The organism is Shimia sp. SK013 (assembly GCF_001292625.1).
In the GTDB taxonomy this organism is placed as follows: domain Bacteria; phylum Pseudomonadota; class Alphaproteobacteria; order Rhodobacterales; family Rhodobacteraceae; genus Shimia.
The window spans coordinates 77,503-102,170 of the sequence record NZ_LAJH01000005.1 but is presented as its reverse complement, the minus strand read 5'-3'; the positions used below and the strand labels follow the sequence as shown (position 1 = coordinate 102,170).

Below are 24,668 nucleotides of genomic sequence, written 5' to 3'. Positions count from 1 at the left end.
ACCCTCCCCGAGACTCAACAAAGTAATCGAACACGCGCGAGTTCCGACTCGTTTGGAAGTCACTTTCATGATTCTCGGCCCTCATGGCGTCGTTCCAACGTCAATTTCATACCGCTGATTCGAATCACTTTTGTTTGCAGTTGCAGATCAATCAACCGTAACGCGCGCCTTTGTGCATAAATTGAAATCAATTCCGATTAGACCAAAGCAGCCACGTTCCAACCGAATTCCAATTCGCGGACCCCCTCGATTGGTTCCCATTTGGAAACGACTGAAGCGGTGAAATGAATTGTGGCGCGAAACCTTTGCTGCGATTGAGCAAATTGGACCAAATTGTGGCGAAAATGCGCTCCAGAATCCGCCCCATTCCGCCTCACTTTTGCCGCAATACGGAAACAATGCCCACAAAACCCTGCAAAAACAGACAGGGTAACAATTGGTTAACGCCACAATTTCGGTTCTTTTTCGACCAAATTTAGATGTTTTTGTTTCAACGCCGCCTTCTTTCGCCCATATTTGGGTCACGCCTGTCTGGGGGGCGTATGTTCTGGCTGGGGCAGCCAATCAACAAATAGGCATCTATTGGGATGCCGAAATGCCGCTCTCTTTTGGGCGGTGGGAGCGCTGTGCTTCGTGTTCAATTTGAACCACGAGCCGTGCACAAAAGGAAACGAGGGAACAATGGCTGATCCGACAGGTCCTGGCATCGTGGACGGAACCGAGAACGATGACGTAGTGAATGTGGGTTTCACCGACGGCGAAGGCGACACAGCTGCCAATACTGGCGCAGTAATCAGCACGCAAGACGGCGAAGACTCGATTGTCGCAGGCGCTGGCGATGACACCATTCTTGCCGGCAACGGCGCTGACACCGTTCATGCGGGCGCCGGTGACGACGAAGTGCACGGCGATGAAAGCGATCCTCAAGATTCGGACGATGACGCTGGCGACGATTATCTTGTCGGCGGAGCGGGCTCGGACACAATCTTTGGCAACGACGGCAACGACACAATTTATGGCGGCGACGATGGCGCTGTCGGCGGTTCTGGCGGCGGTGTCGAAAGCTTCAACTGGAGCGAAGTCGGCACTCCTGCGGACGGCGACCCTCTGGGCGGTCCTGCCACTCAGGACACTGGTTCAGTCACTGTAAGCTACACCTCTACTGGCGGCACATCGGAATTCGAAGACGCAACACAGATCACCGGTGGACTGGGCGGCGGCTCCGAAACTCCGGACGCCAACAGCGGCCTGCGCATGGACACCGGCGCGGGAACTGGTGCGACCACAACTGCGGCACTCGAATTCTCCGAAGCCGTTGAAGACGCACAGTTCCGCATCAACGACATCGACGGCAACTCTGTGACCAAAATCTGGGCCTATGACGCAGAAGGCAACCGGATCGAAGTGACCCTGACAGCCGAAGATGGCAGCAACCTGCATTTGGTCGACATCGACGGTGACGGCACCAACGAGGCGGCTATCTCTGATGGGTCCGCGCCAGGCGATGCCGACGACGGTGGCAATTCTGTTCTAGTGACCATCCCCGGCCCCGTAGCCCGTATCGAGATCATCACTGTAAATCTGGACGACGATCCTGCTGATGTGACCGTATCCGACGTCTTCTTCACAACCGACGGCGGCGTGGCGGCGACCGACGAAGGCGACTCTCTTGTCGGCGGCGAAGGTGATGACCTAATCTATGGCAACGAAGGCAACGACACCATTATCGGTGGTGCTGGTGCGGACGAAATGCACGGCGGCGACGATGCCGACACCTTTGTGATCACATCACCCGAAGACGCTATCGGTGACACTATTTATGGCGGCAGCGGCGGCCTAGACCTTGATGACATCGATCTCGCCGGTGAGCGTGGTGTTGACTGGCGTGTAACCAACCTGACCACCGACAGCGACGGCAACGGCTTTGACGGAACTGTGGAATTCCTTGACGGTGACGGCAATGTCACCGGCACGATGGACTTTGAAAACATCGAACCCGGTATCACCGTTCTCTGCTTTACCCCAGGCACCAAGATCCTGACGCCAATGGGCGAAGTGGCGGTCGAAAACCTGCGCGAAGGCGATTTGGTTGTCACCCGCGACAACGGTCTGCAGCCGATCCGCTGGTCCGGATCCCGCAAACTGAACGCAACCGACATGGCGGCCCGCCCGCAACTGCGTCCAATCCTAATCCGTCAAGGTTCATTGGGTCCAAACCAGCCGGAGCGCGACATGATGGTCTCGCCCAGCCACCGCATGCTGCTGGTGTCTGAGCAAGCTGAACTTCTGTTCGAAGAACGCGAAGTTTTGGTTGCTGCAAAGCACCTGACGCACCTCGATGGAGTGGACATGGTCGACGTCGACGACGTGACTTACGTCCACGTGATGTGCGAACAGCACGAAGTGGTTCTGGCAAATGGCGCTTGGAGCGAAAGCTTCCAGCCTGGTGACTATTCGATGAACGGTATCGAAAAGTCCCAACGCGAAGAGATCTATTCCCTCTTCCCGGAGCTTCGCGAAGAAGAAGGCCTGGCGGCTTATTCGGCTGCACGTCTGTCGCTCAAGCGCCACGAGGCGCTGCTGATCGCCTAACCGGCGCACAGCACACAGTTCGCTATGGGATGGGTCGGCCGTGGGGGCCGACCCTTCTCTTTTAGAGGCGTCCTTTTTACTTCTCGACTGGACAGCAACGTCCCGAAGGTCTTTGATCGGGAAGACCTTGTTTTACCATTCGAAAAGGACACCGGATGCCAGCGCCTAAAAACACCTTCAAAGCCGCACTGGCGCAAAACAAGCCCCAAATCGGATGCTGGCTTACCTTTGCTGAGGCCTATGCCGCGGAGCTGATGTCGACCACCGGCTTTGATTGGCTGGTGATTGACGGTGAACACGGCCCCAATGATCTGCGCAGCATTCGCGACCAGCTAATGGTAATCGATCCCTCCCCCAGCCACGCGGTTGTGCGCGTGCCTTACGGACAGGACTGGATCGTCAAACAGGCTCTGGATGCGGGCGCGCAGACCCTACTGGTCCCCCTCATAGACACGGCTGAACAGGCGCGCGATATGGTGAGGGCCTGCCGCTATGCGCCCAACGGCATACGGGGAATGGGTGGCGCAGGTTCGCGTGTCACACGGTTTGGGTCCATTCCGGACTACGTCACCACTGCGGATGCGGAAATCTGTTTGCTCGTGCAAGCCGAAAGCCGACAAGCGCTTGAAAACCTTGATGAGATCCTTGCGGTTGAAGGTGTCGATGGTGTGTTCATCGGCCCCGCCGACCTGTCTGCTGACATGGGGTATCCTGGCGATTCCGGCGCCCCGGAGGTGCAGGCGGTGATAGAGGCCGCAATCAGAAAAATCCGCAAAGCAGGCAAAGCTGCCGGCATACTGACCCTGACTTTGGAGGGCGCAAAAACCCACCTTGATCAGGGCGCCACATTTGTGGCCGTTGGAATAGAAACGCTCGTTCTGGCCAAGGCGGCACGCGCGCTGTCCGCTGACGCCAAAGGTTTCTTGGACAAGGAATAGAGGTACCATGGACACAGCAATGAGCCAATCTGGCCAGGTCCTTTGGGGGTCTGTCGTTCTCAGCCTTTGCGCGATCATTCACGTCGGTCTATTGGCTGTCATAATTGAACCGCTGGAAACTTTAGGCCGCTGGATGCGGACTCGAAGGCGTGCAACTCGGACGGCCATTCTCACAGGTGTCGCCTTTGGCATGATTGTATTTTCCCACACCGTCCAAATCTGGCTTTGGGCCTATTTTTTGATGTGGATGGGCGCTTTGGTCGAATTTTACGACGCCTTGTACTTCTCGCTCGTCACTTACACCACTGTGGGCTATGGCGACCTTATCCTGCCGGTCGAGTTCCGTGTCTTCGGCGCTTTTGGTGGCATAACCGGTATTCTTTGCTTCGGCATTTCGACGGCGTTTTTAGTCTCTCAGGTCAGCAGCATAATGCCCAGCGCCATAGACCAGTCGTTTGACTCCAAACCGCGTTCCGGCGACAAAGACACATGATGAAAATCGCCTATACTATGGCCCGCGGACGGGGCGAACTCGACCTGCTGCTCGCAGAGTTGGCCAAGCGTCTGCAAGCCCGCGGTGTTGCCACGCGAGGCATCGTGCAAACCAACAGCGAATGTGAAAGCGATCATCGTTGTGACATGGACGTGCAAATTTTGCCGGACGGGGACGTGATCCGCATCAGCCAGCATCTCGGCAAAGAAGCTCGTGGCTGTCGTCTTGATCCAAACGCCATGGCCCATGCAGTGACCCAAGTCGCGCGCAGCATGGAGGGGCCATATGATGTCTTTATGCTCAACAAATTTGGCAAACAGGAAGCAGACGGACAAGGTTTTCGCGACCTGATCGCCGAAGCTGCCGCAAGCGGTGCCACGGTGATCGCGGGCACGAACCCGCTCAACTCCGAAAAGTTTGAACAATTTGCCGATGGCATGGCGACCGAAGTGGCCCCAGATATCGATGTGCTTCTGGCTTGGTATGACAAGGTAAACGCCGCTTAGTCAGCAGTGCCAGACACCTCTTCTCGCCGGCTTGGGACGTCACCATTGTTGGTCAGCAAAATTGCCATTGGCCGCGTCACCTCAAAGAATGACATGATCGTCATAATGCCTGAGGTCAGAATGACCGACAAAATGGCGCCAATCAGGCCCCAGATCGCAGCCCAAGAGGCCAGCGAGACCATGACGATTACCGGGCTGAGGTTCATCGACCGCCCCATCAGACGCGGCTCCCAGAAATAGCCGATCCCGAACTGCGCGGCACTTAGCAGCGAGAACAACCAGAACACGTTCCAACTCAACCCAAGCTGCCCGACGGCAAACAACATCGGCAGGGCCATTGCGATCCACGACCCGACATAGGGAATATAGTTGAAGATCGCTGTAGTAACGGCAAAGAACGCCGCAAATTCCAGCCCAAACATCTGAAAGATCAGCCAACAGATCAGCCCCAACACAACGTTGATCATCGTCTTGGTGGTGAAATAGGTGCCGATCTGATCGGTGATCAGGTCGATCGTATGCCACACATCCTGACGGCTTTGCTCGTCCGGCGTTATCGCTGCGACCTTAACGGCTATGCTTTCTCGTTCGATCAGGAATAGCACGGCATACAGGAACACCAGCGCCAGATATCCCGCGGAATAGCTGACCGAGTTCAACGTGTAGCGGATCAGCCATTGCACATCGATGTTGTCAAAGATCAGCCGGTCGACCGATTGCCATGTCAGTTCGAATTCAACATCAAACCGCGCAGCAATTTCGGAGACCGCCACAGACAATCCGGACACATAAGCCGGAATCGCGCGCACAACCGGGTCAAGATTGCGTGCAAAAAAGCTGATCAGTCCGGTCAGAACCACAAAAAGAACGACCGTGGTCAACGTCATACGCAGCCAACTTGGCACAACGGCACTGTAATACGGGATGCGGGCAAGAACGCGGGAAATCCCGTCCATCAGAAACGCCAGCAACGCACCAAGCACGATTGGGATGATGATCGGCTGTGCTGCGTTCAGAAACCAGCCAAAGGCAATCACCGCAATCACGGCCAGGCACGCGGTTGCAAGCCGGAGATAGCTGTTGGTTTCTGTCACTGGACGTCCTTCGGTCTGACTCTCCTCACCCTACCCCAGGTGCGCGTGGGAACAAGCAAGGAAAGCAAAGAAGCGCCTACCCCAACAACCCGCGGCGGATCAGGTTCAGGGAGGCCAATAGCAAAATCAGAAGGGTCGCCTTCCGAAACAGGTCTTGATCAATTCTGTCTGAGATCTGGCCGCCAACCCACATGCCCAAAATGGCTGGTGGGATCAGCGCTATGGAAAATGGAACCGTCTTGGCGTTAAGCACCCCTGACCCGAGATGCGCGCCAACCAGCAACAAGGCGCCAAGCCCATACACGACGCCCTGCACACGGATCTGTTCTTCTTTTTGCGTTCCGATTGCCGTCAGATAGGTCACAGTAGGCGGCCCCCAAACCCCGGACAGCCCACCCAGCACGCCGGCAACCGTCCCAACGGCCATTTCGCCTCCGGCCGAAGGTTTGGCGATGCGGATTGGCCGTCCCAGCAACTGGCTGGCTGCAAACACCGAAACTGGTATCCCGATGATCAAAAGCATGATCTCCGACGGCAGCACCCGTACAAACTGCGCGCTAACCAACATCGTCAGCCCTCCGGCAAACAAGAACCGTCGAAACCGGCGCACGGATTGCCAAGCCGCCTGGATGCCCTGGCGAAACGCTTGAATGCCGTTGGTAACCAGTGTCGGCAGAATCAGTCCCGCAAGCGCAAGTTCCGGTGCGATGAACGAACTCAACCCGGAAATCAGAACCATCGGCATGCCGAAGCCGACCATGCCCTTTATCACCCCAGCCAGCACCGCCACGCCACACGCCAGAAAAAGTGTGGCGGGCTCAAGGTTTGAGAAAAATACATCCATACCCCGCTATAGCCCGTAATTGCTGCACCCGCAAAATTCGCGCGCGCAACATATGAACAAAACGTCGCGTTAACTGGCATTTTTGTTGCGCTGCAACTGCAAAAGAATTATGTCACACTGCAGAAACAGAGGATACAATTCCATGGCCCATGATGGACAGGACCCGACGATGACAAGCCCCGTAATTCTCCCCGATCTTTTGCCTCTGACTGGCGCGGCAGTGGCCCCGGTTGAGGCACTTTTGGCCACCGCAACCGCCCGCGTGCGCGACATCGTGTCGACAAACGGCAGGGTTTCAGCCCAATTGATCGAAGAGAACCAGACAGCCGCACACGGTCTGTCCTGGCTTGCCACTTACGCCCAGTCCCTAAAGCAAATGCAGGCGTGGGCCGAACGGCTTCAATCGGACGGCAAGTTTGGAGAGATCGAGCAATTGATCCACCAGATCGCTTTTGGCGAATACCTCTGGCAGGTCTATGGCGGCATCCCAATGAGCCAAGGCGAAATCATCCGCATGCAGGATCTCGGCCTGACGCAGGACGAACTGCGCGGCCTGATGCAGCCAGCAGTTATGACGCTGTGCGATTCCGGCAACTCCCAAGCCGCCCGAATGCGTCTGGTTGAACTGATGCAGGAGCAATCTGCCAACATCATGTTCGGAGCATCTGGCCTTGACGACGAGCTGGAAATGATCCGCGAACAGTTCCGGCGCTTTGCCGTGGACCGCGTCGAACCCAATGCGCATGAGTGGCACCTGAAGGATGAGCTCATCCCGATGGAAATCGTTGAAGAGCTTGCGGAATTGGGCGTTTTCGGATTGACCATTCCTGAGGAATACGGCGGGTTTGGCCTGTCCAAGGCGAGCATGGTCGTGGTGTCTGAGGAGCTGTCGCGTGGCTATATCGGCGTGGGCTCGCTGGCCACCCGTTCCGAGATTGCTGCGGAGTTGATCCTCTGTGGCGGCACTGAGGAACAGAAACAGCAATGGCTGCCTAAAATATCGAGCGCCGGGATCCTGCCGACTGCGGTATTTACCGAGCCAAACACCGGCTCCGACCTTGGCTCGCTGCGCACTCGAGCGGTAAAGACTGAAGAGGGCAATTGGGAGGTCACAGGCAACAAAACCTGGATCACACACGCGGCCCGGACTCATGTCATGACGCTGTTGGCGCGCACCACTCCGGACACCTCGGACCACCGCGGTCTGTCAATGTTCCTTGCGGAAAAAACGCCGGGTAGCGACGAAAATCCCTTCCCGACCGAAGGCATGACCGGTGGCGAAATCGAGGTGCTCGGCTATCGTGGCATGAAGGAATACGAACTGGCATTTGATGGCTTCAAGGTCAAAGGTGAAAACCTTCTTGGCGGGGAAGAAGGCAAAGGTTTCAAACAGTTGATGGAAACCTTCGAATCTGCACGCATCCAAACAGCTGCCCGCGCCATCGGCGTTGCACAATCAGCGATGGATGTTGGCATGCAATATGCGATCGACCGCAAACAGTTCGGCAAATCGCTGATCAATTTCCCACGCGTCGCCAGCAAACTGGCAATGATGTGCGTGGAAATCATGGTGGCGCGCCAGCTGACATATTTCTCCGCTTGGGAGAAAGACCACGGCCACCGCTGTGACCTTGAAGCGGGTATGGCCAAGCTGTTGGGTGCCCGTGTGGCTTGGGCGGCGGCCGACAACGCGTTGCAGATCCACGGCGGCAACGGGTTTGCTCTAGAATACACCGTCAGCCGCATTCTGTGCGATGCGCGGATCCTGAACATCTTTGAAGGTGCTGCGGAAATTCAGGCACAGGTGATCGCGCGACGTTTGCTCGCCTGATCCCCAGTACGACGAATATTGGCCCCGCCTGCCGAGAGGTTGTGCGGGGCCTTTTTGTCCAAAATCGCCTGTCGGTATTGCGTAGGTATCGCGTCTGCAACGCGGCGGTGCCGATTTCGCTAACTCCTGACGGCTATCCTGCGCACTGGAATAAGATCATCTTTGTTGGAGGTAAAGGTTTCCCTTCCGCCCCTTCCATACTGTGGCGTATGGACGCGGGAAACACCTGCGACTTGAAGTCATTCCGTACGGCAGCGTACAGTAACGCATGAACAAACGATTGAGCACGGACGACTGGCTACGCGCTGGCTTCGTCGCCTTAACCGAAGACGGCGTTGCGGCGTTGAAAGCGGAACCCATGGCGCGGCGGCTAAAAACCACTAAGGGGTCCTTTTATTGGCATTTCGCCGACATTGCGGCCTTTCACGGCGCGTTGCTCGCCGCTTGGGAAGATCAGGCATACGCCAATTTCGTCGCGCAGCTTGAGGATCAGGCTGGCCCAGTCCAAAAACTGCGCGCTTTGGGTGGGATTTCCGGGTCTGGTACGTTTGACGGAAATAGTGGCCTCGCACTTGATCCAACCGTGCGAGCGTGGGCGCACAGCGATGCGGCTGTGTCACAGGCCGTGGTGCGGGTGGACGCACAGCGGATGAAATACCTCGGCGCCCTGCTAAAAGACATTGGCCTGACCAATCCGGAACTGGTGCGCATACTTTATGCTGCGTTCATCGGCATGGAGGATATGTCGGCAACTGATGCGGGCGTGAACGGTCCCGCCATGGGCACACTGGTCGATTTGATTTTGGCGCTGTACCAATAGGTATGACACGTCTGATTTTGGTCCTTGGCCTTTGGTTGCTGGCGGCATGCAGCCCCGATGAAACGCTCACAAAGTATGGAGGCGCAAATTTCGATTGGCGCCTTATCAAGATCGACAATCGGCTTGTTAGCTATCACAACGTTATCCGTTTTGACGAAACCGGTGCTGTGACCGGCGCGGGACCGTGCCAAACGTTTACGGCAAATCAAACCGCGCCTTACCCATGGTTTGTGCTTGAAAACCTGTCGGTCTCCGAACCGTCAGAAGTCGCTTGCCAGCTTGCCAAGGAAGACGCGGCGTTTTTCGCTGCCCTGCGCGATATGACTTTGGTCGAGGTCGCCGGGGCCCGCTTGATCCTGAGCGACGACGCAGGACGAGAGATGTATTTCACCGGGGTCGCAAACGGCGGCTGAACAGGTCAACAAACCGTCCACGAGCCTCCGGTAAGGGGCGATGTGACAGCTCTGGCGCCAGTTTTTCAGCAAGGAAAAATCTTGTAGTGTCAAAAGCTTGACGGATTTCATCATCGGATGCTGCGCCTTGATCCAGCATGACTGGCGGCAGGGGCAGCAAACGATCCGCCCACTCGCCCGCGCCTTTGGCGGAAACGGCCCGCCCGGATTTTGGTGAGATGTAGATCAGGTTTTCGCTGGAGCCGCTAACAGCGCAGGCAGACAGATCAAACCCAAACCCCATTTCCTCCAACAAAGCCATTTCCCAGCGCAGATATGCCAGCGGCCAAAGATCGTTTTGCCCCAACAGATCCAGAAGCTGTTCTGAACGCCGGTAAAGGTCGGGATGCGGTTCACGCTCAGGCAGACAGAACGCCAAAAGTGCGGTCACGGCGTTAAGTCCTGCGAGCGCCATGCGATCACCTAGGGCCGCGGCGCGGGAGCGGACGGGTTCAACGGTGAACGTACCGATGTGATCCTCAAGCCGCGCCCGCCAACTGAGATCAAGCTGGCTTCCGGGTTGCAAAATGGGGGTCATTTTTCGGCTGACCCCACCACGCACGATACCTGCGTGCCGGCCGCGTTCCGGGGTAAAGACCTCAAGTATCACCGAGGTTTCGCCGTGTTTTCGGGTGGAGAGCACAAAGCCCTGATCGCGCCAGTCCATAGCCAAATCCTTTGCGCCATCCAAAACCGGCCAGAGAGATTTTTCTAGAAAAATCGACCTGCGGGGCCTCCTTCAGCGCAGAATACTACTCCGAGAGACCGGGTTCATCCAAAAGATGCCGCCCCTGACGGTCTTCGACTTCGATCACCCAAGCGTCGGAATCAAATCCGCGCTGGCGTGCGAGGGCAGCATCTACGTCGGCCTCTGCGCCTTCGGAAAGAACCACCCAACGGCGCTCCCCACTCATCAAGTCAAACGAGCGTTCAAACACTTTAGCCTGACCGTCCAGCGTGTTGAGTTTCACCAACACAGCGCCGGCGGTGTCATCGCCATGCGCAACAACAAAAGCAGGGATATCAGTAAGTCGAAGTCGCGCCAAATAGGCTTGCACCCAGAACTCGGCAGTCAGGCGCATGATCAGGTGTTGCCGTCTTTGAAGTCGAGGCCCATCTCAGAGTAACGCTCTTTTTCTTCCAACCAGTTCGGGCGTACTTTGACCTGCAAGAACAGATGGATACGGCGCCCCATGAACTCTTCGAGTTCTTCACGTGCAGCTTTGGACATGGCTTTGATGGTCTCGCCTTTGTTGCCCAGAACGATGCCTTTGTGACCGTCACGCATGACGTAGATGGTTTGATCTACGCGGGCCGAACCGTCGTCGCGCTCTTCCCAGTTCTCGGTTTCAACCGTCATCTGGTATGGCAATTCCTGATGCAGTCGCAGGGTCAGTTTTTCACGCGTGACCTCGGCCGCGATCATGCGCATCGGCACATCCGCGATCTGATCTTCGGGGTAAAGCCAAGGGCCTTCGGGCACCACACCTGCAAGCCAGGCTTTGAGGTGGTCGCAGCCGTGACCTTTTTCTGCGGAGATCATGAAGGTTTCGACAAAGTCGTATCGGTCGTTGAGATCCTTGGACAACGCCAGAAGAACTTCGGATTTCACGCGGTCGATTTTGTTGATCGCCAATGCGACTTTGCGGCCTTTGCCGATCTCTTGCAGCCCATCCAGGATGGCTTCAACGCCGTTGGTGACGCCGCGGTGGGCTTCGACCATCAAGACGACGACGTCAGCATCAGCAGCACCACCCCAAGCAGCGGCGACCATCGCACGATCCAATCGGCGACGTGGGCGGAACAGGCCGGGGGTGTCGACAAACACAAGCTGGCTTTCGCCATGCAACGCCACGCCACGGATTCGGGCGCGGGTGGTTTGCACCTTGTGGGTCACGATCGACACTTTGGCACCCACCATCTGATTGGTGAGTGTGGATTTGCCCGCATTGGGCTCTCCGATCAGGGCGACGAATCCGGCGCGTTTGGTCATTGGGCTTGGCCTTTGATTGGTTAAGGCGCGTCTGTAGCTTACTTTGGCAGCAGGGGCTAGGGGGCAGGCTTGTTCCGCCCCCCAGATTTGATAACCTGATCTCAAACACTTTTTGCTAAATGAAATTCTCAATACAAAGCGGCAGGAGTCTCTCCGCGCAAAGGTGACCATGATCTTCAAGATTCTTCGCGCCCTTTTTGGCGGGCGCTCGTCTCATAGGCCAACCCATTCAACGATCAAAACAAATGAAACTCGACCTTCAAGCATCAGAAGACGGGCACCGATCGACACACAAAAAATCCCGGCGTCAACAGTTGCTCCCCCGAAGCACGCTCAAACGCCGGCACTCAAACAAGTTGATGGGCGTTGTTACGTTATTGATGGTGACACCATCGTAATAAAAAAAATACACATTAGGTTATTTGGGGTCGACGCGCCTGAAATGGACCAACTCTACGGGAAGAAGGCGAAATGGGCTTTGGTTGCTTTGACAAAAGGTAAAGCTGTAACGGCCAACTTGCTTCCCGAAAAAAGCTATGACCGTGTGGTCGGCCATTGCGTTTTGGATGACGGAACGGACTTGAGCGAAGAACTTGTAAAACAGGGGCTGGCGCTTGACTGGGCTAAGTTCTCAGGTGGTGCCTATGCGGAATTTGGGCCTGACGGTGTGCGCAAGAAGCTCTGGCGAGTTGCAGCTAAGCACAAAGGAAAGTTAAGGCCAGGAGCATAGGGCCTCACCCCTTTTCCACCTCAGCCAACAATGCCTTGGCCGCGGCCTGTTCGGCTTTGCGTTTGGAATTGTCGGTCGCCTCGGCCTTCAGACCGTTTTCAAGTGTCACCGCGATGGTGAACACCGGCGCATGATCCGGACCGGATCGCGAAACCAAATCGTAATTCGGGGGCGGCAACTTGCGGGCTTGTGCCCATTCCTGCAACGACGTTTTGGGGTCACGCGCGTCAGCCTCAACGCTTTGCACGCGGTCGCCCCAAAGGCGCAAAATCATCGCGCGGGCCGCGTCAAAACCGGCGTCGCGATATACGGCAGCAATAACCGCCTCCATCGCGTCACCAAGCAAGGCTTGCTTACGGCGGCCGCCGCTCATCATTTCGGAACGACCCAATTTCAAAGCTGCGCCAATATCGATCTCGCGCGCCACATCGGCGCAGGTTTCTTTGCGCACCAAGGCGTTGAACCGTGGCGCAAGCTGGCCTTCGGCGGCGGATTTATCGTGCTCCAACAACGCCTCGGACATCACCAGACCCAGCACCCGATCCCCGAGAAATTCAAGGCGCTGGTTGTCTTGTCGGGTGGGCGAGGACATCGACGAATGCGTCACTGCGCGCACGAGCAGGTCGGGGCGTTCAAAAGTGTGCCCCAACCGCGCCTCAAGCGCTTGCAGTTCCGCAGCCAGCTTCACTCGACCGCCTTAAAGAAGCGGTCCCCGCGCCACGTCCAGAAGAAGAACATGCTTCGGCCGGCAGAGGAGAACATGATCCGGTCCGCACGGCCAATCAGGTTTTCATAAGGCACGAACCCAACACCACGCCGGTTCTGGCCGACGCGACTGTCGACCGAGTTGTCGCGGTTGTCGCCCATAAAGAAGAAGTGGCCTTCGGGTACGGAGTAGACACCTGTGTTATCGACGGAGGTGGTGCCGATGTTGAGCACACCATAGCTTTTGCCGTTGGGCAGCGTTTCGATCTTGCGGGATTTCACGCAGATGCCACCAAAGCCAACCGGATCGTTTTCACAACTCGGCGGGCGCCGTTCCGGTCCTTGAGGTTCCTTGAGCTCTTCAAACACGCTGTCCGGCATGTGCTTGACCGGTACACCGTTGATATAAGGCACGCTGGCTTTGATCTGTACCTTGTCGCCGGGCAGGCCAATCAGGCGTTTGATATAGTCCTGTCCGGTGACTGGGTGACGGAACACCACCACATCGCCGCGCTCGGGCTCGCCGCCCCAAATGCGCTTGTTGTCGCCATCCAGCCAGCCGCAGATATCCTTGGCATCGATGTTCACGCCAAAGCGTTGCAGTCGGATCGACGGACAAGACGCGTAGGAATAGCCATAGGTCATCTTGTTCACAAAGAGGAAATCACCAATCAGCAGGGTGTCTTTCATCGACCCCGACGGGATCCAGAACGGCTGAAAGAACAAGGTGCGGAACACGCCCGCAATCAAAAGCGCATAGACAACGGTTTTGATGGTTTCAACGATACCGTTGTCTTGTTTGGCTTTGTCGGCCATGGGTCTGGTCTCTCCGGATTGGGTCGGGGGTTACATGCGGGCGCGGGCGGTGCCTGTCAACCCAAGTTGGCCGCAATGGGGCGGGCTTCGATCACGACAAAGGCCTGCGCCCATGGGTGGTCGTCGGTCAAAGTCACATGGATGATGGCCTCATGTCCTTCTGGCGTCATTTCCCTGAGCCTCTCGGCGGCCCATCCCGTAACATGCATAATGGGCTGACCGGTGCGCAGGTTGCTGACAGCCATGTCTTTCCAACTGATGCCCATGCGAAGGCCCGTGCCCAGCGCCTTGGAGCAGGCTTCTTTAGCTGCCCAGCGTTTGGCATAGGTGCCCGGCGTGTCGAGGCGACGTTCAGCCTTGGCCTGCTCCACTTCGGTGAACACACGGTTGCGAAACCGGTCACCAAACCGCTCAAGTGTCCCTGCGATGCGGTCAATATTCGCGAGATCCGTGCCGACGCCCAAAATCATGCCGCGATCTCCAGATCGTACACCATGATGCCCTTGCCGCCTCCTTCGCACATCGCCACCAGCCGCGCGCCCAGCGCCTTGTGATCCGGATGCTCGGCATAGACCGCCAGCGTTTCGGCGTCGACGGCGTCAAACATAAATCCATAAGGATAGTCCGGCGATTTCTGTTCGAAATCTCGGTTAGGGCCAGATACGAAGTTGTCACAGCCCTCCAGTTGATCAACCAGATCCGCCAGCTTGCCCATCACCACCTCAAGCGGGGCTTGCACATGCGGGCGCAGATTGAGCATCACAACGTGGCGGATCATGCGCGATCCGCCTTTTTGGCTTGCACGCGCAGGACGTTTTTGACGCCAATCCACAGGAAACATACGTTGCTGAAATAGATCGCGACACCGATGATGGCCGCGATGATTGCCAGACCCGGCACACCAATGACGGCCACCTGAGAGAGCATGTTTACGCCGGTCATCACCGTCAGACCGCCAAAGACGGCCGTGGCAACAATCAGATGCAAGACCACCGCGATAAGGGTCGCAGGCACACCTAAACGCCAGTAGGTGCCTGCGGACAAAGGCGCGCCTGTGTCGCGCGCAATGGTCTGTCCAGTGATCAAGGCCGCGACTGCGGGCGGCAGCCACGTGTTCATGCCGGCGGGAACGCCGATCCGAAGATAGCTTAGCGCAAATCCCGCAATCGCCAGCCCCACAAGTGTCAGCACAAAAGCAACGGCATATCGGCGCGGGTTGATCATGCGCGGGCCTCGTCCATGATACGGCGCATTTCCTTGATCGCAGGCTCAAGGCCGAGAAAAATCGACTCCCCGATCAGGAAGTGGCCGATGTTGAGCTCCATGACCTCGGGCAATGCCGCAATCGGGGCCACGGAGTCATACGTCAGGCCGTGACCGGCGTGCACCTCAAGGCCCAGAGAGTGGGCAAAAGTCGCCATTTCGGTCAGGCGGGCCAGCTCGGCGTCGCGTTCATCAAAGCGGCCTTCGGCGTGCAAATCGCAATAGGCACCGGTGTGCAGTTCGATCACCTGCGCACCGATGCGGTTCGCGGCCTCAATCTGCGCCTGATCAGCGGCAATGAAGATCGACACGCGGCAGCCGACTTCACGCAATGGGGCAATGAAATGCGCCAGCTTGTTTTCTTCGCGTGCGACCTCAAGCCCGCCTTCGGTTGTGCGTTCTTCGCGCTTTTCCGGCACGATGCACACCGCATGCGGTTTGTGACGCAGAGCAATGGCCAGCATTTCGTCAGTCGCCGCCATTTCAAAGTTCAGCGGCACCGTCAGCGCCTCCATCAGGCCGTCGATGTCTGCGTCCTCGATGTGACGGCGGTCTTCTCGCAGGTGGGCTGTGATGCCGTCTGCACCGGCCTCTTCGGCCAGCTTGGCGGCGCGCACCGGATCAGGATAGGCAGAGCCTCGCGCGTTGCGCACGGTGGCGACGTGGTCGATGTTCACTCCAAGACGCAACATGGCGGTCCTCCTAAGGTCGTTAGGCCGACACTACGGCGCAGCCTGTCCGAGGAAAACCGGTTTTTTCAGGATTTGGGAGTGTCTTTCTTGGCCTGCTCGACCTGCGTGCGGGCAACCTGTTCTTCGGCCATAGCGCGCACCTGCATGATCTTTTTCTGAAACCGTGCGGACCGGCGTTTTTGATAGGCGCGGATCACCGGCACGCTCAGGTAATATGCCACCGTGCCCGCGATGATCCCCGGAAGAATGCCGCCGATCAGGTAGGGATAGAAAACTTCGTCGTAGAAAATCGTCAACCCGTGCCAATCGGCGACTTCATCGGTGAAAATGGCAAAGAAATTGTGCCAGAGGTCGGCGCCCGCATCAGCAAACTTGCGACCCAGCGTCTTGGTTTCCCCCGCCTCAAATTCGGTCCCCAAAAGAAAGTGTCCGGTCTTGAGCGACACCACACCAATCGGCAAATAGGTCAGCGGATTTCCAAAGAACGTCGCCAACAGAGCCGCGAGCAGATTGCCGTTCAGCACCCGCGCCAAGACCGCGGCTACCAGAAAGTGTAAGCTGTAAAACGGCGTAAACGTGGTGAACACACCGGCCCAGATGCCCCGGGCGATGGTCTCTGGCGTACCGGGAAGGCGCCGCAGCCTGTGCTGAACATAGCGCGCCGCCCGACCCCAACCACCACGCGGATAGAAAAGCTCTCCCAAAGCCTGAATGATTGGTCGTCTGTCGCGCCGTTTGAAAACCACTTTGGGTGTCCTTGCGTGTCAGGGTCCGCTGGGCGCGCGCGCCGGTTCGGGGTTGCGATAACGTGAAATTTCGGCGACGTCGTTCTCGGCCTCCAGCGCCAGCATCAACTTGTGCAGATGTTCGGCATCCGCAAGTTCGACACTGACCAGAAGCCGATAAAAATCCGGCTTGCGATCCACAAATTCAAGGTCCGAGATATTGGCCTTGTTCTCTCCGATCAATGTGCAAATACGTCCCAGTACCCCGGCGTCGTTGCCAATCGTGACCCAGACCTTCACGTCAAAGATAGGTTTGTACTTGCCGGAATGCCAATGCAGGTCCAGCCAGCGGTCGGGCTGATCCTCATAATTGGACAGGCTGTCGCAATCAATTGCATGCACCACGACGCCTTGACCGCGATAGGTGATGCCGACGATGCGTTCACCGGGCAGCGGTTCACAGCATTTTGCGCGCTGAAAGCTTTGATCGGCGGCCAGACCGATCACCGCCCGCTCGCTGGTTACCACTTCGCTCTCGTCCGGTACCAGTTCGGGATAAACCGCCTGCACCACTTCGGTGCCGCTCAACTCGGCCGAGCCAAGTCGCGCCAGAACCTCATCTTTGTCTTTCAGACGGAAGTGTTTGGCGGCCACACCCAAAGCCTTGTCGGTGGGCTTTTTGTTGACCTGCTCAAACGCTGCCACAGCAAGCTGCGCGCCGAGTTTGACATAGCGTTCACGATCCATCTCGCGCAGGGCCCGCCGGATGGCGGTGCGCGCCTTGCCCGTGGTGGCGATGTCCAGCCACGTGGCCTGCGGCATCTGGCCTTCGGCGGTGATGATTTCGACCGATTGACCGTTCTTGATACGCGTCCAAAGCGGCACGCGGCGGTGATCAACCTTGGCACCCACACAGGCGTGGCCGATGCGGGTGTGGATGGCATAAGCGAAATCAATCGGCGTCGCGCCACGCGGCAATTTCACAACTTCGCCTTTGGGCGTGAAGCAAAACACCTGATCCGAATACATCTCAAGCTTCACAGCTTCGAGGAAGTCCTCGTGATCTTCCTCGGCGTCAAACTGCTCGCTCAGGCCAGAAATCCATTTTACCGGATCCACCGCAAACGGGTTCTCGCCGCGCACACCGTCCTTGTAAGACCAATGCGCCGCAACACCGGATTCGGCAACATCGTGCATTTGCTGGGTGCGGATCTGCACCTCAACTCGACGGCCGTTGCGTCCCGACACCGTTGTGTGGATCGAGCGATAGCCGTTGGATTTCGGCTGACTGATGTAATCCTTGAACCGCCCTGGCACCGCGCGCCAGCGCTGGTGGATCACACCCAAGACACGGTAACAGTCCTGTTCGCTTTCGGTGATGATGCGAAAGCCATAGATGTCGGACAGGCGTGAGAATCCCTGGTCTTTTTCCTGCATCTTACGCCAGATCGAATAAGGCTTTTTCGCACGCCCCATCACAGCTGCCGTGATGCCCACGGCGTCCAGTTCGGTCTCCATGTCACCCGTGGTGCGCTCGATGACGTCGCCAGTTTCTTTCTGCAACGTGATAAAACGCCGGATGATTGACGCACGGCCTTCAGAATTCAGCACCTTGAAGGCAAGATCTTCGAGCTCTTCGCGCATCCACTGCATACCCATGCGACCGGCAAGCGGAGCATAAATATCCATGGTTTCACGCGCTTTTTGCGCCTGCTTGTCAGGGCGCATCGCCTTGATTGTGCGCATGTTGTGCAAACGGTCGGCCAGCTTGACCAAAATCACCCGCAGGTCCTTGGACATGGCCATAAACAGCTTGCGAAAGTTTTCCGCCTGTTTGGTCTCGGTCGAACTCAACTGCAGATTTGTCAGCTTGGTAACGCCATCCACAAGGCCTGCAACTTCAGCCCCAAATTGCTCCACCACGCCATCAAAAGAGGCTTTGGTGTCCTCGATTGTGTCGTGCAATAGCGCTGTGATGATAGAGGCATCATCCAAACGCTGTTCTGCCAGAATGCAGGCGACATCAATGGGATGAGAAAAATAGGGCTCGCCTGAGTGGCGGAACTGCCCATCATGCATCGCGCGGCCAAATTCATAAGCCGCACGGATCAGTGTCTCGTTGGTACGAGGGTTGTACGCCCGGACCAGCGCGACAAGATCATCTGCCGGAAAAAGCGCGACCTTGTCGTCTGTGTCGGCCATTACACTCCCCTGAAGCCTAGCGGCTTAGCCCTGACCTTGCGCTTCCATCAGCGCGCGCAGCAGCTTTTCTTCTGACATGTCGTCCTCGGCCGGTGTATCGGCTTCGGCACCCATGAGAAGCGCCATCTTGTCTTCTTCTGGCTCGTCGACCTCAATCTGGGTCTGGTTCGCCTCGATCAGACGCTCGCGCAGCTCATCAGCGGTTTGCGTTTCGTCAGCGATTTCACGCAGCGCTACGACGGGGTTTTTGTCATTGTCGCGGTCCAGCGTGATCGCAGCACCAGCCGACACTTCGCGGGCGCGATGGCTGGCAAGCATTACGAGTTCAAAACGGTTCGGAACCTTGTCGACGCAATCTTCAACGGTTACGCGGGCCATGCGGCACTCCATTCATACGGTCTGATCAGAAGTGGTGTATTTATGCGGCTTTTCGCGCGGTGACAAGCGCGTTTCAAAGGCTTTTTAGTGCCGCAAGGTCTTGTTTTGGCAATTGAGCGTGGATTTCCGCCACTGTTTGGCCTGTCAGCGGGTGTTTCCACTGGGGTGCGACGTCCATCAGCGGACCAATGACAAAGGCGCGATCTTGCAAACGAGGATGCGGGAGAATCAGTTGTTCCGGCGTCGCGCGCACTTGTTCTTCCATGGGCAATGTTTGCCACGACCGCTGTGTGGCCTCGTCCGGCAGCACCAAATCCCCCATCGCGATCAGGTCGATATCCAGTGTCCGCATGCCCCAACGGGTATCTCTTTCACGACCAAACTCCGCTTCGATCTCATGAAGGCGCCGCAGCAGGTCACGGGGCGTCAAATCGCTGGCGACTGTGACAGCAGCATTTACGTAATCGGGGCCGGCACCGGCCGGAAAACAAGGCGTTTCGAAGAATCGACTGACTGAAAGGAGAGTGATCCCCGCCTCATTCAACCGCACCAACGCGGCGGACAACGTATCTTGGGGTTCACCAACCTGTGACGGCAGGTTCCCGCCGAGTGCTAACAGTATGTTTTCAATCATTTTAGCGCCATCATTCTGGGGACCTATCCTAAATAGCCGGGGGGCGATCTTGATGCTGCCGCAAATATCACTACCCTTATGACGCTGTCACGCTCGTTCATTTTTTTCACTCACGGGACATTTCACGCGCGGCAGGTTCAGAAAGGACATTTTGATGTTTTACAAAGACGAACGGCTTGCGCTGTTCATAGACGGGTCGAATCTGTACGCCGCAGCGAAATCGCTCGGCTTCGACATTGACTACAAGCTGTTGCGTGCCGAGTTCATGCGTCGTGGCAAGTTGCTGCGCGCGTTTTATTATACTGCTTTGCTGGAGAACGACGAGTATTCGCCGATCCGGCCATTGGTTGACTGGCTGCATTACAACGGTTTCACCATGGTCACAAAAGCAGCCAAGGAATACACCGACAGCCAAGGCCGTCGTAAGGTCAAAGGCAACATGGACATCGAGCTGGCGGTCAACGCCATGGAGCTCGCGCCGCATGTGGACCACATCGTGCTGTTTTCCGGAGATGGGGATTTCCGGCCGCTCGTTGAGAGCCTGCAGCGTCAAGGTGTGCGCGTATCTGTTGTTTCAACAATCCGCAGCCAGCCGCCGATGATTTCCGACGAACTGCGCCGTCAGGCCGACAACTTTATCGAGCTGGACGGCCTGCGCGAAGTCATTGGACGCCCACCGCGCGATCCGATGCCCGAGCGTGACCGCGAAGAAGAATTCGCCGGCAAGTAACTCAGCTTGACGACGACCTGAAACCGGGGCTGCACCGCCCCGGTTTTTTTGTGCCCGATTGCTGCGATACCCGCTATGCTCCGTTGGCCTTATTGTGCATATCAATCACACGATCAGGCCATGTGCTTTTGATATAGCCGAGGACATCTAGAATATCCTGATCCGACAGCACGTCACCAAAGCCGGGCATGTCACTCTTGTAGCCCTGCCCCACGACTTGTTCCGTGCCATACTTTGTGATGGCTATCAGAATGTCGTCTGCGTGATGCCAGGTATGGCCTGACGCGTCATGCGGCGGCGCAGGCATCATGCCGTCTGGCTTCCGCCGCCGCCAGTTGTCCTCGCCCTCCAACGCAGCCCCATGACAGGACGCACAGTTTTCCGCATAAATCGGTTCGCCGCGCGCCACACTGGCAGCATCCTGATATGGCAACCCATTCGCGGCAGCGCCGGACATAAACACCCAAACGCCTGCTATTGCGGCCACCACTGCAACCGCTCCGCCCCACACAAAACGCATGTAATATTCCTCTGTATTGTTATGTTGGCATCCCGCTAGAGACTTCCAGCGCTGGAAGGTCAAGAAAGTCGGCACGCCAGCGGGCTTCAACTTTTTGTGCGCGACCATCTCGGTGTTTGGACAGGCTGGACCACAGCGGCGCAAACGCTTACCTGTGAATGCGCGATACGGAGACCATCATGACCAAACCACCGCTTCAGATCCACCTGGCCGCCCCGCGCGGTTTTTGCGCCGGAGTCGACCGTGCGATCAAGATCGTCGAAATGGCCCTGACCAAATGGGGCGCGCCGGTCTATGTACGCCACGAAATCGTGCACAACAAATTTGTTGTGGATGGTCTGCGGGATAAGGGTGCGGTGTTTGTCGAAGATCTCGACGAATGCCCTGATGACCGCCCGGTGATTTTTTCCGCGCATGGGGTCGCCAAAGTCGTGCCCGCCGAAGCGCAACGCCGCAATATGATTTATGTCGACGCGACCTGTCCCTTGGTGAGCAAGGTGCATATCGAGGCAGAGCGCCACTCAGAACACGGCCTTCAGATCATCATGATCGGCCACGCAGGCCACCCCGAAACCATTGGCACCATGGGCCAGTTGCCTGACGGCGAAGTGCTGTTGGTAGAGACCGCCAGCGACGTGGCCACCGTGGATGTGCGTGACCCTGACAAACTTGCATTTGTGACGCAGACCACATTGTCAGTGGACGACACCATAGGCATTGTTGCCGCGCTGAACGCGCGCTTTCCCAATATTGTTGGGCCGCACAAAGAAGACATTTGTTATGCCACCACAAACCGGCAAGAGGCGGTCAAAGCCGTGGCGCCCAAAGTCGATGCGATGCTGGTTGTGGGCGCGCCGAATTCCTCCAATTCGAAACGGCTGGTCGAAGTGGGCGCCAACAATGGCTGCGAATACAGCCAGCTTGTACAGCGCGCCGAAGACATCGACTGGCGGGCGCTCGAAGGCATCTCGGCCCTTGGCATCACCGCTGGCGCCAGCGCTCCCGAAGTGCTGGTGAATGAAGTTATCGACGCTTTCAGGACCCGCTTTGATGTGACAGTCGAGATCGTGGAAACCGCGGTAGAGCGCGTGAATTTCAAAGTGCCACGGGTTTTGCGAGACGTAGAGCTGTGAGTCGACCTTTCTCAAATATGACGTGTTTGGGGATTGCCGGACACTGCGCTATGGAGCGGGCATGAGCGACAAACAAACACTGGATGTCTATGCCAAGGCGGCCGGCACCTACGCCGAAAAATTTGCCCACATCGATGACATCGACGTGGATCAATTCAGCGATCTGACCGCTTTTTTTGACCTGTTGCCCCCAAACGGCCTTGTGTTGGATTACGGCTGTGGTCCCGGTCAGTGGGCTGCTAAAATTCGCACATCCGGATACCGCGTGGACGCCATGGATGCCTCGCCTGAAATGGCGGGCTTGGCCAAGGCAGCGTTTGATCTGGATGTGACGGTTGGCACGTTTGATGCGTTGGATGCGGCTGCGCGCTACGATGGTATCTGGGCCAATTTCAGCCTTTTGCACGCGCCGAAGGCGGATTTGCCTGCGCATCTGACACGTGTGAAACAAGCGCTCAAACCCGCAGGTGCGTTCCACATTGGAATGAAACTTGGCGACGGCGAAGCGCGCGATCATCTGGGCAGATTTTACAGCTATTACCAACCGGAAGAGTTGACCGAATTGCTCGAGACCGCCGGTTTCGCCGTGAGTCGAAAACGTACAGGAAGCGGAGTCGGTTTGGCTGGCACCGACGACTCATTTGTCATACTCACCGCGCATGGCTGATTTGTTTGCATATACCGATGGCGCGTGTTCAGGAAATCCCGGTCCGGGCGGCTGGGGCACCTTGATGCAAGCCAAAGACGGCGACACCGTCGTCAAAGAACGCACGCTGAACGGCGGCGCAGCGGAAACCACCAACAACAAGATGGAACTGATGGCGGCGATCATGGCGCTTGAAACGCTGGAACGCCCGTCAACAATCACCGTTGTGACCGACAGTTCTTATGTCAAAGACGGGGTGACCGGCTGGATTCACGGCTGGAAACGCAATGGCTGGAAAACCGCTGCAAAGAAGCCGGTCAAAAACGTCGAGTTGTGGCAGCGACTGGACGCGGCACAGGCGCGCCATGATGTGACCTGGGAATGGGTCAAAGGCCACGCAGGGCATACGGAAAACGAGCGCGCTGACGAGTTGGCCCGCGAAGGCATGGCGCCCTACAAGACCAAAAAATAAGGCGCGGACAAACGCCGCGCCTTTCACCTTTGTAGATTTCAGACCTGATTACGCGGCCTTATTCTCGTTGACGGCCTCGACTTGTTCGCGCGCCTTAAGCTTGGCGAGGAACATCTTGGTCGGCCGCTGGCGACGCGCTTTTTGCGCCATGCGCTGCGCCCAATCAACGGCTGCATGATGGTGCTTGGCGAGGATCTCGTCCTTGAGCAGGTCGGTTTTTAGCGCCAGCGCGGCGTCAAACCCTTCGGCCAGACGGCGGTCTTCGGTGTGGTTCTTATCGAACTTGTTCCAATATGGCAGCTCCAGCTTGCCGTTCACGTGATTGGCGCGGCCCCTGCGTTGCTTGTTCAAAAAACTGTCCACCGAACGCAGCGCATAGTGGTTCAGCTGTGCCACGTCATAGCCAAATCCCTTGTTGATATGCAGCGCGCCTTTGACCTGACGGTCGTCCAGTCGCGTGCCATCAGGCGTGACCCAGTTGATGTCTGTGGCGTCCGGTTCAATGAACGGGCGATGCACGCCCATACGGTTGAACTTCTTGGTGTTGCGGAACAACGTTTTGAAGAACCGGTGCGGATGCATGTCTGCTGTCGGCACCTCAGGTTCTGCCAAGGTGAACTGCTGTGGCACTGGCACATCAGAGATCGCCTCAATGCCCGCGCTGCCGAAAACGCGCCACACAAGAGAGATCGCATCCGCCTCGGGATGCTCATTGATCAGCGCCTGGAACGTGCCATCGCCAACGCCGATTTGCAGATATTCGTCCACATCCACGACCAGAATATAGTCTGCATCCTGAACGCAGGGTTCATGTTGCGCCCACATCAACGCGCTTTTGTGCGGGCCGCGCTTCATCACACGATTGAACCGGTGATGCAGCTGTCCAAGCCGATTGAGATTTCGCAGGATCAAATCAGTTTGATCGCTGCAATCATTGGTGAAAACGACGATGTCGGTCGCGCCCAGCGCTTTGTAATGCGCCACCCAGTCGAGAATATAAGCACCCTCGTCTTTCATGGTGGTGACAACCGTCACTTTTGGGGCAGCGGACTCGCTGCCAAATCCGAAGAAAGCCACTGTTTTTGCCTCATGCTCATGGGCAGCTCTTTTCGGCCACCCTTTGTTATGGACACAGGGTAGCAAGCCGTCAGGGCAGACGTCTACATTTTTAATTGAATCGAAGGTTTTCGCGGCAGAAACGCCACAGCGGGCCTAGCGGCGAAAATGTGTGGGCACGATAATGAGGGCCCCGACAGCGGACACAATTGCGTTCATTCCGGGACTGCCAAAGCCGATATGAAACATGCGCGACACCATAAAAAACAGAAACGCGCCGCCAACACAGATGATGATCGAAGGGATATAACCGTTGTGGGTGAAGCCCGAGCGCTCAGACGCATATCCGATGATACCGGCGATGATGACCGTGCCGAAAAAGGCAAAGAACATAGCGTGCTCC

At 57.0% G+C, this 24,668-nt stretch carries 30 protein-coding genes; 12 read left to right on the top strand and 18 right to left on the bottom strand.

The window, feature by feature from the left end:
* Positions 1 to 681: 681 nt before the first annotated feature.
* From SHIM_RS00835 to SHIM_RS00820, 4 genes are all read left to right on the top strand, one after another.
* Positions 682 to 2,592, top strand: a complete 1,911-nt coding sequence (locus tag SHIM_RS00835; RefSeq protein WP_082358224.1) for a Hint domain-containing protein — start codon at positions 682 to 684, stop codon at positions 2,590 to 2,592.
* 155 nt (positions 2,593 to 2,747) lie between these two features.
* Positions 2,748 to 3,530 (top strand): HpcH/HpaI aldolase family protein, encoded by a 783-nt coding sequence (locus SHIM_RS00830; protein WP_054000725.1) that lies wholly within the window; start codon positions 2,748 to 2,750, stop codon positions 3,528 to 3,530.
* 19 nt (positions 3,531 to 3,549) lie between these two features.
* Complete coding sequence (locus SHIM_RS19880; protein WP_193749836.1) at positions 3,550 to 4,023, top strand: potassium channel family protein; 474 nt, start codon at positions 3,550 to 3,552, stop codon at positions 4,021 to 4,023.
* Positions 4,020 to 4,529, top strand: a complete 510-nt coding sequence (locus SHIM_RS00820; protein WP_342585501.1) for a DUF2478 domain-containing protein — start codon at positions 4,020 to 4,022, stop codon at positions 4,527 to 4,529. Before SHIM_RS19880 ends, SHIM_RS00820 begins: the two co-directional genes overlap by 4 nt.
* On the opposite strand, the gene SHIM_RS00815 is transcribed toward SHIM_RS00820, so the two are convergent.
* Together SHIM_RS00815 and SHIM_RS00810 are read right to left on the bottom strand one after the other, a co-directional pair.
* Positions 4,526 to 5,623 carry an AI-2E family transporter gene (locus SHIM_RS00815; RefSeq protein ID WP_054000723.1) on the bottom strand — a complete coding sequence of 366 codons (1,098 nt, stop codon included), beginning with the start codon at positions 5,621 to 5,623 and terminating at the stop codon, positions 4,526 to 4,528. The two genes, SHIM_RS00820 and SHIM_RS00815, sit on opposite strands and share 4 nt — an antisense overlap.
* Before the next feature lie 76 nt (positions 5,624 to 5,699).
* Positions 5,700 to 6,467: a sulfite exporter TauE/SafE family protein gene (locus SHIM_RS00810; RefSeq protein ID WP_054000722.1), complete on the bottom strand. Its 768-nt coding sequence runs from the start codon at positions 6,465 to 6,467 to the stop codon at positions 5,700 to 5,702.
* Between the two features lie 142 nt (positions 6,468 to 6,609).
* Here SHIM_RS00810 and SHIM_RS00805 point away from each other — a divergent pair, with 142 nt between their 5' ends.
* The 3 genes from SHIM_RS00805 to SHIM_RS00795 all read left to right on the top strand — a co-directional run bounded on the left by SHIM_RS00805 (position 6,610) and on the right by SHIM_RS00795 (position 9,531).
* On the top strand, positions 6,610 to 8,298 hold the full coding sequence (locus tag SHIM_RS00805; protein WP_054000721.1) for an acyl-CoA dehydrogenase family protein: 1,689 nt from the start codon (positions 6,610 to 6,612) through the stop codon (positions 8,296 to 8,298).
* A gap of 268 nt (positions 8,299 to 8,566) precedes the next feature.
* Positions 8,567 to 9,118, top strand: coding sequence for a TetR/AcrR family transcriptional regulator (locus tag SHIM_RS00800; protein WP_054000720.1), 552 nt, complete (start codon positions 8,567 to 8,569; stop codon positions 9,116 to 9,118).
* Between the two features lie 2 nt (positions 9,119 to 9,120).
* Positions 9,121 to 9,531: an META domain-containing protein gene (locus SHIM_RS00795; RefSeq protein ID WP_054000719.1), complete on the top strand. Its 411-nt coding sequence runs from the start codon at positions 9,121 to 9,123 to the stop codon at positions 9,529 to 9,531.
* Here the strand turns inward: SHIM_RS00795 and recO are convergent.
* The 3 genes from recO to era all read right to left on the bottom strand — a co-directional run bounded on the left by recO (position 9,506) and on the right by era (position 11,563).
* Complete coding sequence (gene recO / locus SHIM_RS00790) at positions 9,506 to 10,237, bottom strand: DNA repair protein RecO (protein ID WP_054000718.1); 732 nt, start codon at positions 10,235 to 10,237, stop codon at positions 9,506 to 9,508. The genes SHIM_RS00795 and recO overlap by 26 nt on opposite strands.
* Before the next feature lie 85 nt (positions 10,238 to 10,322).
* Positions 10,323 to 10,655, bottom strand: a complete 333-nt coding sequence (locus SHIM_RS00785; protein ID WP_054000717.1) for a DUF1491 family protein — start codon at positions 10,653 to 10,655, stop codon at positions 10,323 to 10,325.
* Positions 10,655 to 11,563 (bottom strand): GTPase Era, encoded by a 909-nt coding sequence (era, locus tag SHIM_RS00780; protein WP_054000716.1) that lies wholly within the window; start codon positions 11,561 to 11,563, stop codon positions 10,655 to 10,657. The genes SHIM_RS00785 and era overlap by 1 nt, the downstream gene beginning before the upstream one ends.
* 169 nt (positions 11,564 to 11,732) lie before the next feature.
* Here era and SHIM_RS19875 point away from each other — a divergent pair, with 169 nt between their 5' ends.
* Entirely contained in the window at positions 11,733 to 12,293 is a 561-nt protein-coding gene (locus SHIM_RS19875; RefSeq protein ID WP_082358223.1) for a thermonuclease family protein, read from the top strand.
* Positions 12,294 to 12,297: 4 nt separating this feature from the next.
* Here the strand turns inward: SHIM_RS19875 and rnc are convergent, their stop codons facing one another.
* From rnc to folK, 10 genes are all read right to left on the bottom strand, one after another.
* Positions 12,298 to 12,981, bottom strand: coding sequence for a ribonuclease III (rnc, locus tag SHIM_RS00770; RefSeq protein ID WP_054000715.1), 684 nt, complete (start codon positions 12,979 to 12,981; stop codon positions 12,298 to 12,300).
* Positions 12,978 to 13,814 (bottom strand): signal peptidase I, encoded by an 837-nt coding sequence (gene lepB / locus SHIM_RS00765; RefSeq protein ID WP_054000714.1) that lies wholly within the window; start codon positions 13,812 to 13,814, stop codon positions 12,978 to 12,980. Before lepB ends, rnc begins: the two co-directional genes overlap by 4 nt.
* Before the next feature lie 56 nt (positions 13,815 to 13,870).
* The gene (gene acpS, locus SHIM_RS00760; RefSeq protein ID WP_054000713.1) at positions 13,871 to 14,284 is read right to left on the bottom strand and encodes a holo-ACP synthase; all 414 of its coding nucleotides are present in this window, start codon (positions 14,282 to 14,284) and stop codon (positions 13,871 to 13,873) included.
* A complete protein-coding gene (locus SHIM_RS00755; protein WP_054000712.1) occupies positions 14,281 to 14,592 on the bottom strand; it encodes a Dabb family protein in 312 nt (103 codons plus the stop codon). The genes acpS and SHIM_RS00755 overlap by 4 nt, the downstream gene beginning before the upstream one ends.
* Complete coding sequence (locus tag SHIM_RS00750; protein ID WP_054000711.1) at positions 14,589 to 15,038, bottom strand: ABZJ_00895 family protein; 450 nt, start codon at positions 15,036 to 15,038, stop codon at positions 14,589 to 14,591. Before SHIM_RS00750 ends, SHIM_RS00755 begins: the two co-directional genes overlap by 4 nt.
* A complete protein-coding gene (locus tag SHIM_RS00745) occupies positions 15,035 to 15,769 on the bottom strand; it encodes a pyridoxine 5'-phosphate synthase (protein ID WP_054000710.1) in 735 nt (244 codons plus the stop codon). Before SHIM_RS00745 ends, SHIM_RS00750 begins: the two co-directional genes overlap by 4 nt.
* A 65-nt stretch (positions 15,770 to 15,834) precedes the next feature.
* Positions 15,835 to 16,515, bottom strand: a complete 681-nt coding sequence (locus tag SHIM_RS00740; RefSeq protein ID WP_054000709.1) for a DUF2062 domain-containing protein — start codon at positions 16,513 to 16,515, stop codon at positions 15,835 to 15,837.
* 18 nt (positions 16,516 to 16,533) lie between these two features.
* Complete coding sequence (locus tag SHIM_RS00735) at positions 16,534 to 18,696, bottom strand: RelA/SpoT family protein (RefSeq protein ID WP_054000708.1); 2,163 nt, start codon at positions 18,694 to 18,696, stop codon at positions 16,534 to 16,536.
* Positions 18,697 to 18,720: 24 nt separating this feature from the next.
* A complete protein-coding gene (gene rpoZ / locus SHIM_RS00730; RefSeq protein WP_054000707.1) occupies positions 18,721 to 19,074 on the bottom strand; it encodes a DNA-directed RNA polymerase subunit omega in 354 nt (117 codons plus the stop codon).
* Positions 19,075 to 19,147: 73 nt separating this feature from the next.
* Complete coding sequence (gene folK / locus SHIM_RS00725; RefSeq protein ID WP_054000706.1) at positions 19,148 to 19,708, bottom strand: 2-amino-4-hydroxy-6-hydroxymethyldihydropteridine diphosphokinase; 561 nt, start codon at positions 19,706 to 19,708, stop codon at positions 19,148 to 19,150.
* Between the two features lie 154 nt (positions 19,709 to 19,862).
* On the opposite strand from folK, the gene SHIM_RS00720 reads away from it, so the two are divergent.
* Entirely contained in the window at positions 19,863 to 20,438 is a 576-nt protein-coding gene (locus SHIM_RS00720) for a LabA-like NYN domain-containing protein (RefSeq protein WP_054000705.1), read from the top strand.
* A 73-nt stretch (positions 20,439 to 20,511) separates the two neighbouring features.
* Here SHIM_RS00720 and SHIM_RS00715 read toward each other — a convergent pair whose 3' ends face one another.
* Positions 20,512 to 20,958 carry a c-type cytochrome gene (locus SHIM_RS00715; protein WP_054000850.1) on the bottom strand — a complete coding sequence of 149 codons (447 nt, stop codon included), beginning with the start codon at positions 20,956 to 20,958 and terminating at the stop codon, positions 20,512 to 20,514.
* Between the two features lie 179 nt (positions 20,959 to 21,137).
* Between SHIM_RS00715 and ispH the strand changes: the two genes are divergently transcribed.
* From ispH to rnhA, 3 genes are all read left to right on the top strand, one after another.
* On the top strand, positions 21,138 to 22,091 hold the full coding sequence (ispH, locus tag SHIM_RS00710; protein ID WP_054000849.1) for a 4-hydroxy-3-methylbut-2-enyl diphosphate reductase: 954 nt from the start codon (positions 21,138 to 21,140) through the stop codon (positions 22,089 to 22,091).
* Between the two features lie 61 nt (positions 22,092 to 22,152).
* The gene (locus tag SHIM_RS00705; protein WP_054000704.1) at positions 22,153 to 22,758 is read left to right on the top strand and encodes a class I SAM-dependent methyltransferase; all 606 of its coding nucleotides are present in this window, start codon (positions 22,153 to 22,155) and stop codon (positions 22,756 to 22,758) included.
* Positions 22,751 to 23,209, top strand: a complete 459-nt coding sequence (gene rnhA / locus SHIM_RS00700) for a ribonuclease HI (RefSeq protein ID WP_054000703.1) — start codon at positions 22,751 to 22,753, stop codon at positions 23,207 to 23,209. Before SHIM_RS00705 ends, rnhA begins: the two co-directional genes overlap by 8 nt.
* Positions 23,210 to 23,257: 48 nt before the next feature.
* Here the strand turns inward: rnhA and SHIM_RS00695 are convergent, their stop codons facing one another.
* Positions 23,258 to 24,286, bottom strand: a complete 1,029-nt coding sequence (locus tag SHIM_RS00695) for a glycosyltransferase family 2 protein (RefSeq protein ID WP_054000702.1) — start codon at positions 24,284 to 24,286, stop codon at positions 23,258 to 23,260.
* Positions 24,287 to 24,421: 135 nt separating this feature from the next.
* A complete protein-coding gene (locus SHIM_RS00690; RefSeq protein WP_054000701.1) occupies positions 24,422 to 24,658 on the bottom strand; it encodes a hypothetical protein in 237 nt (78 codons plus the stop codon).
* Positions 24,659 to 24,668: the final 10 nt, after the last annotated feature.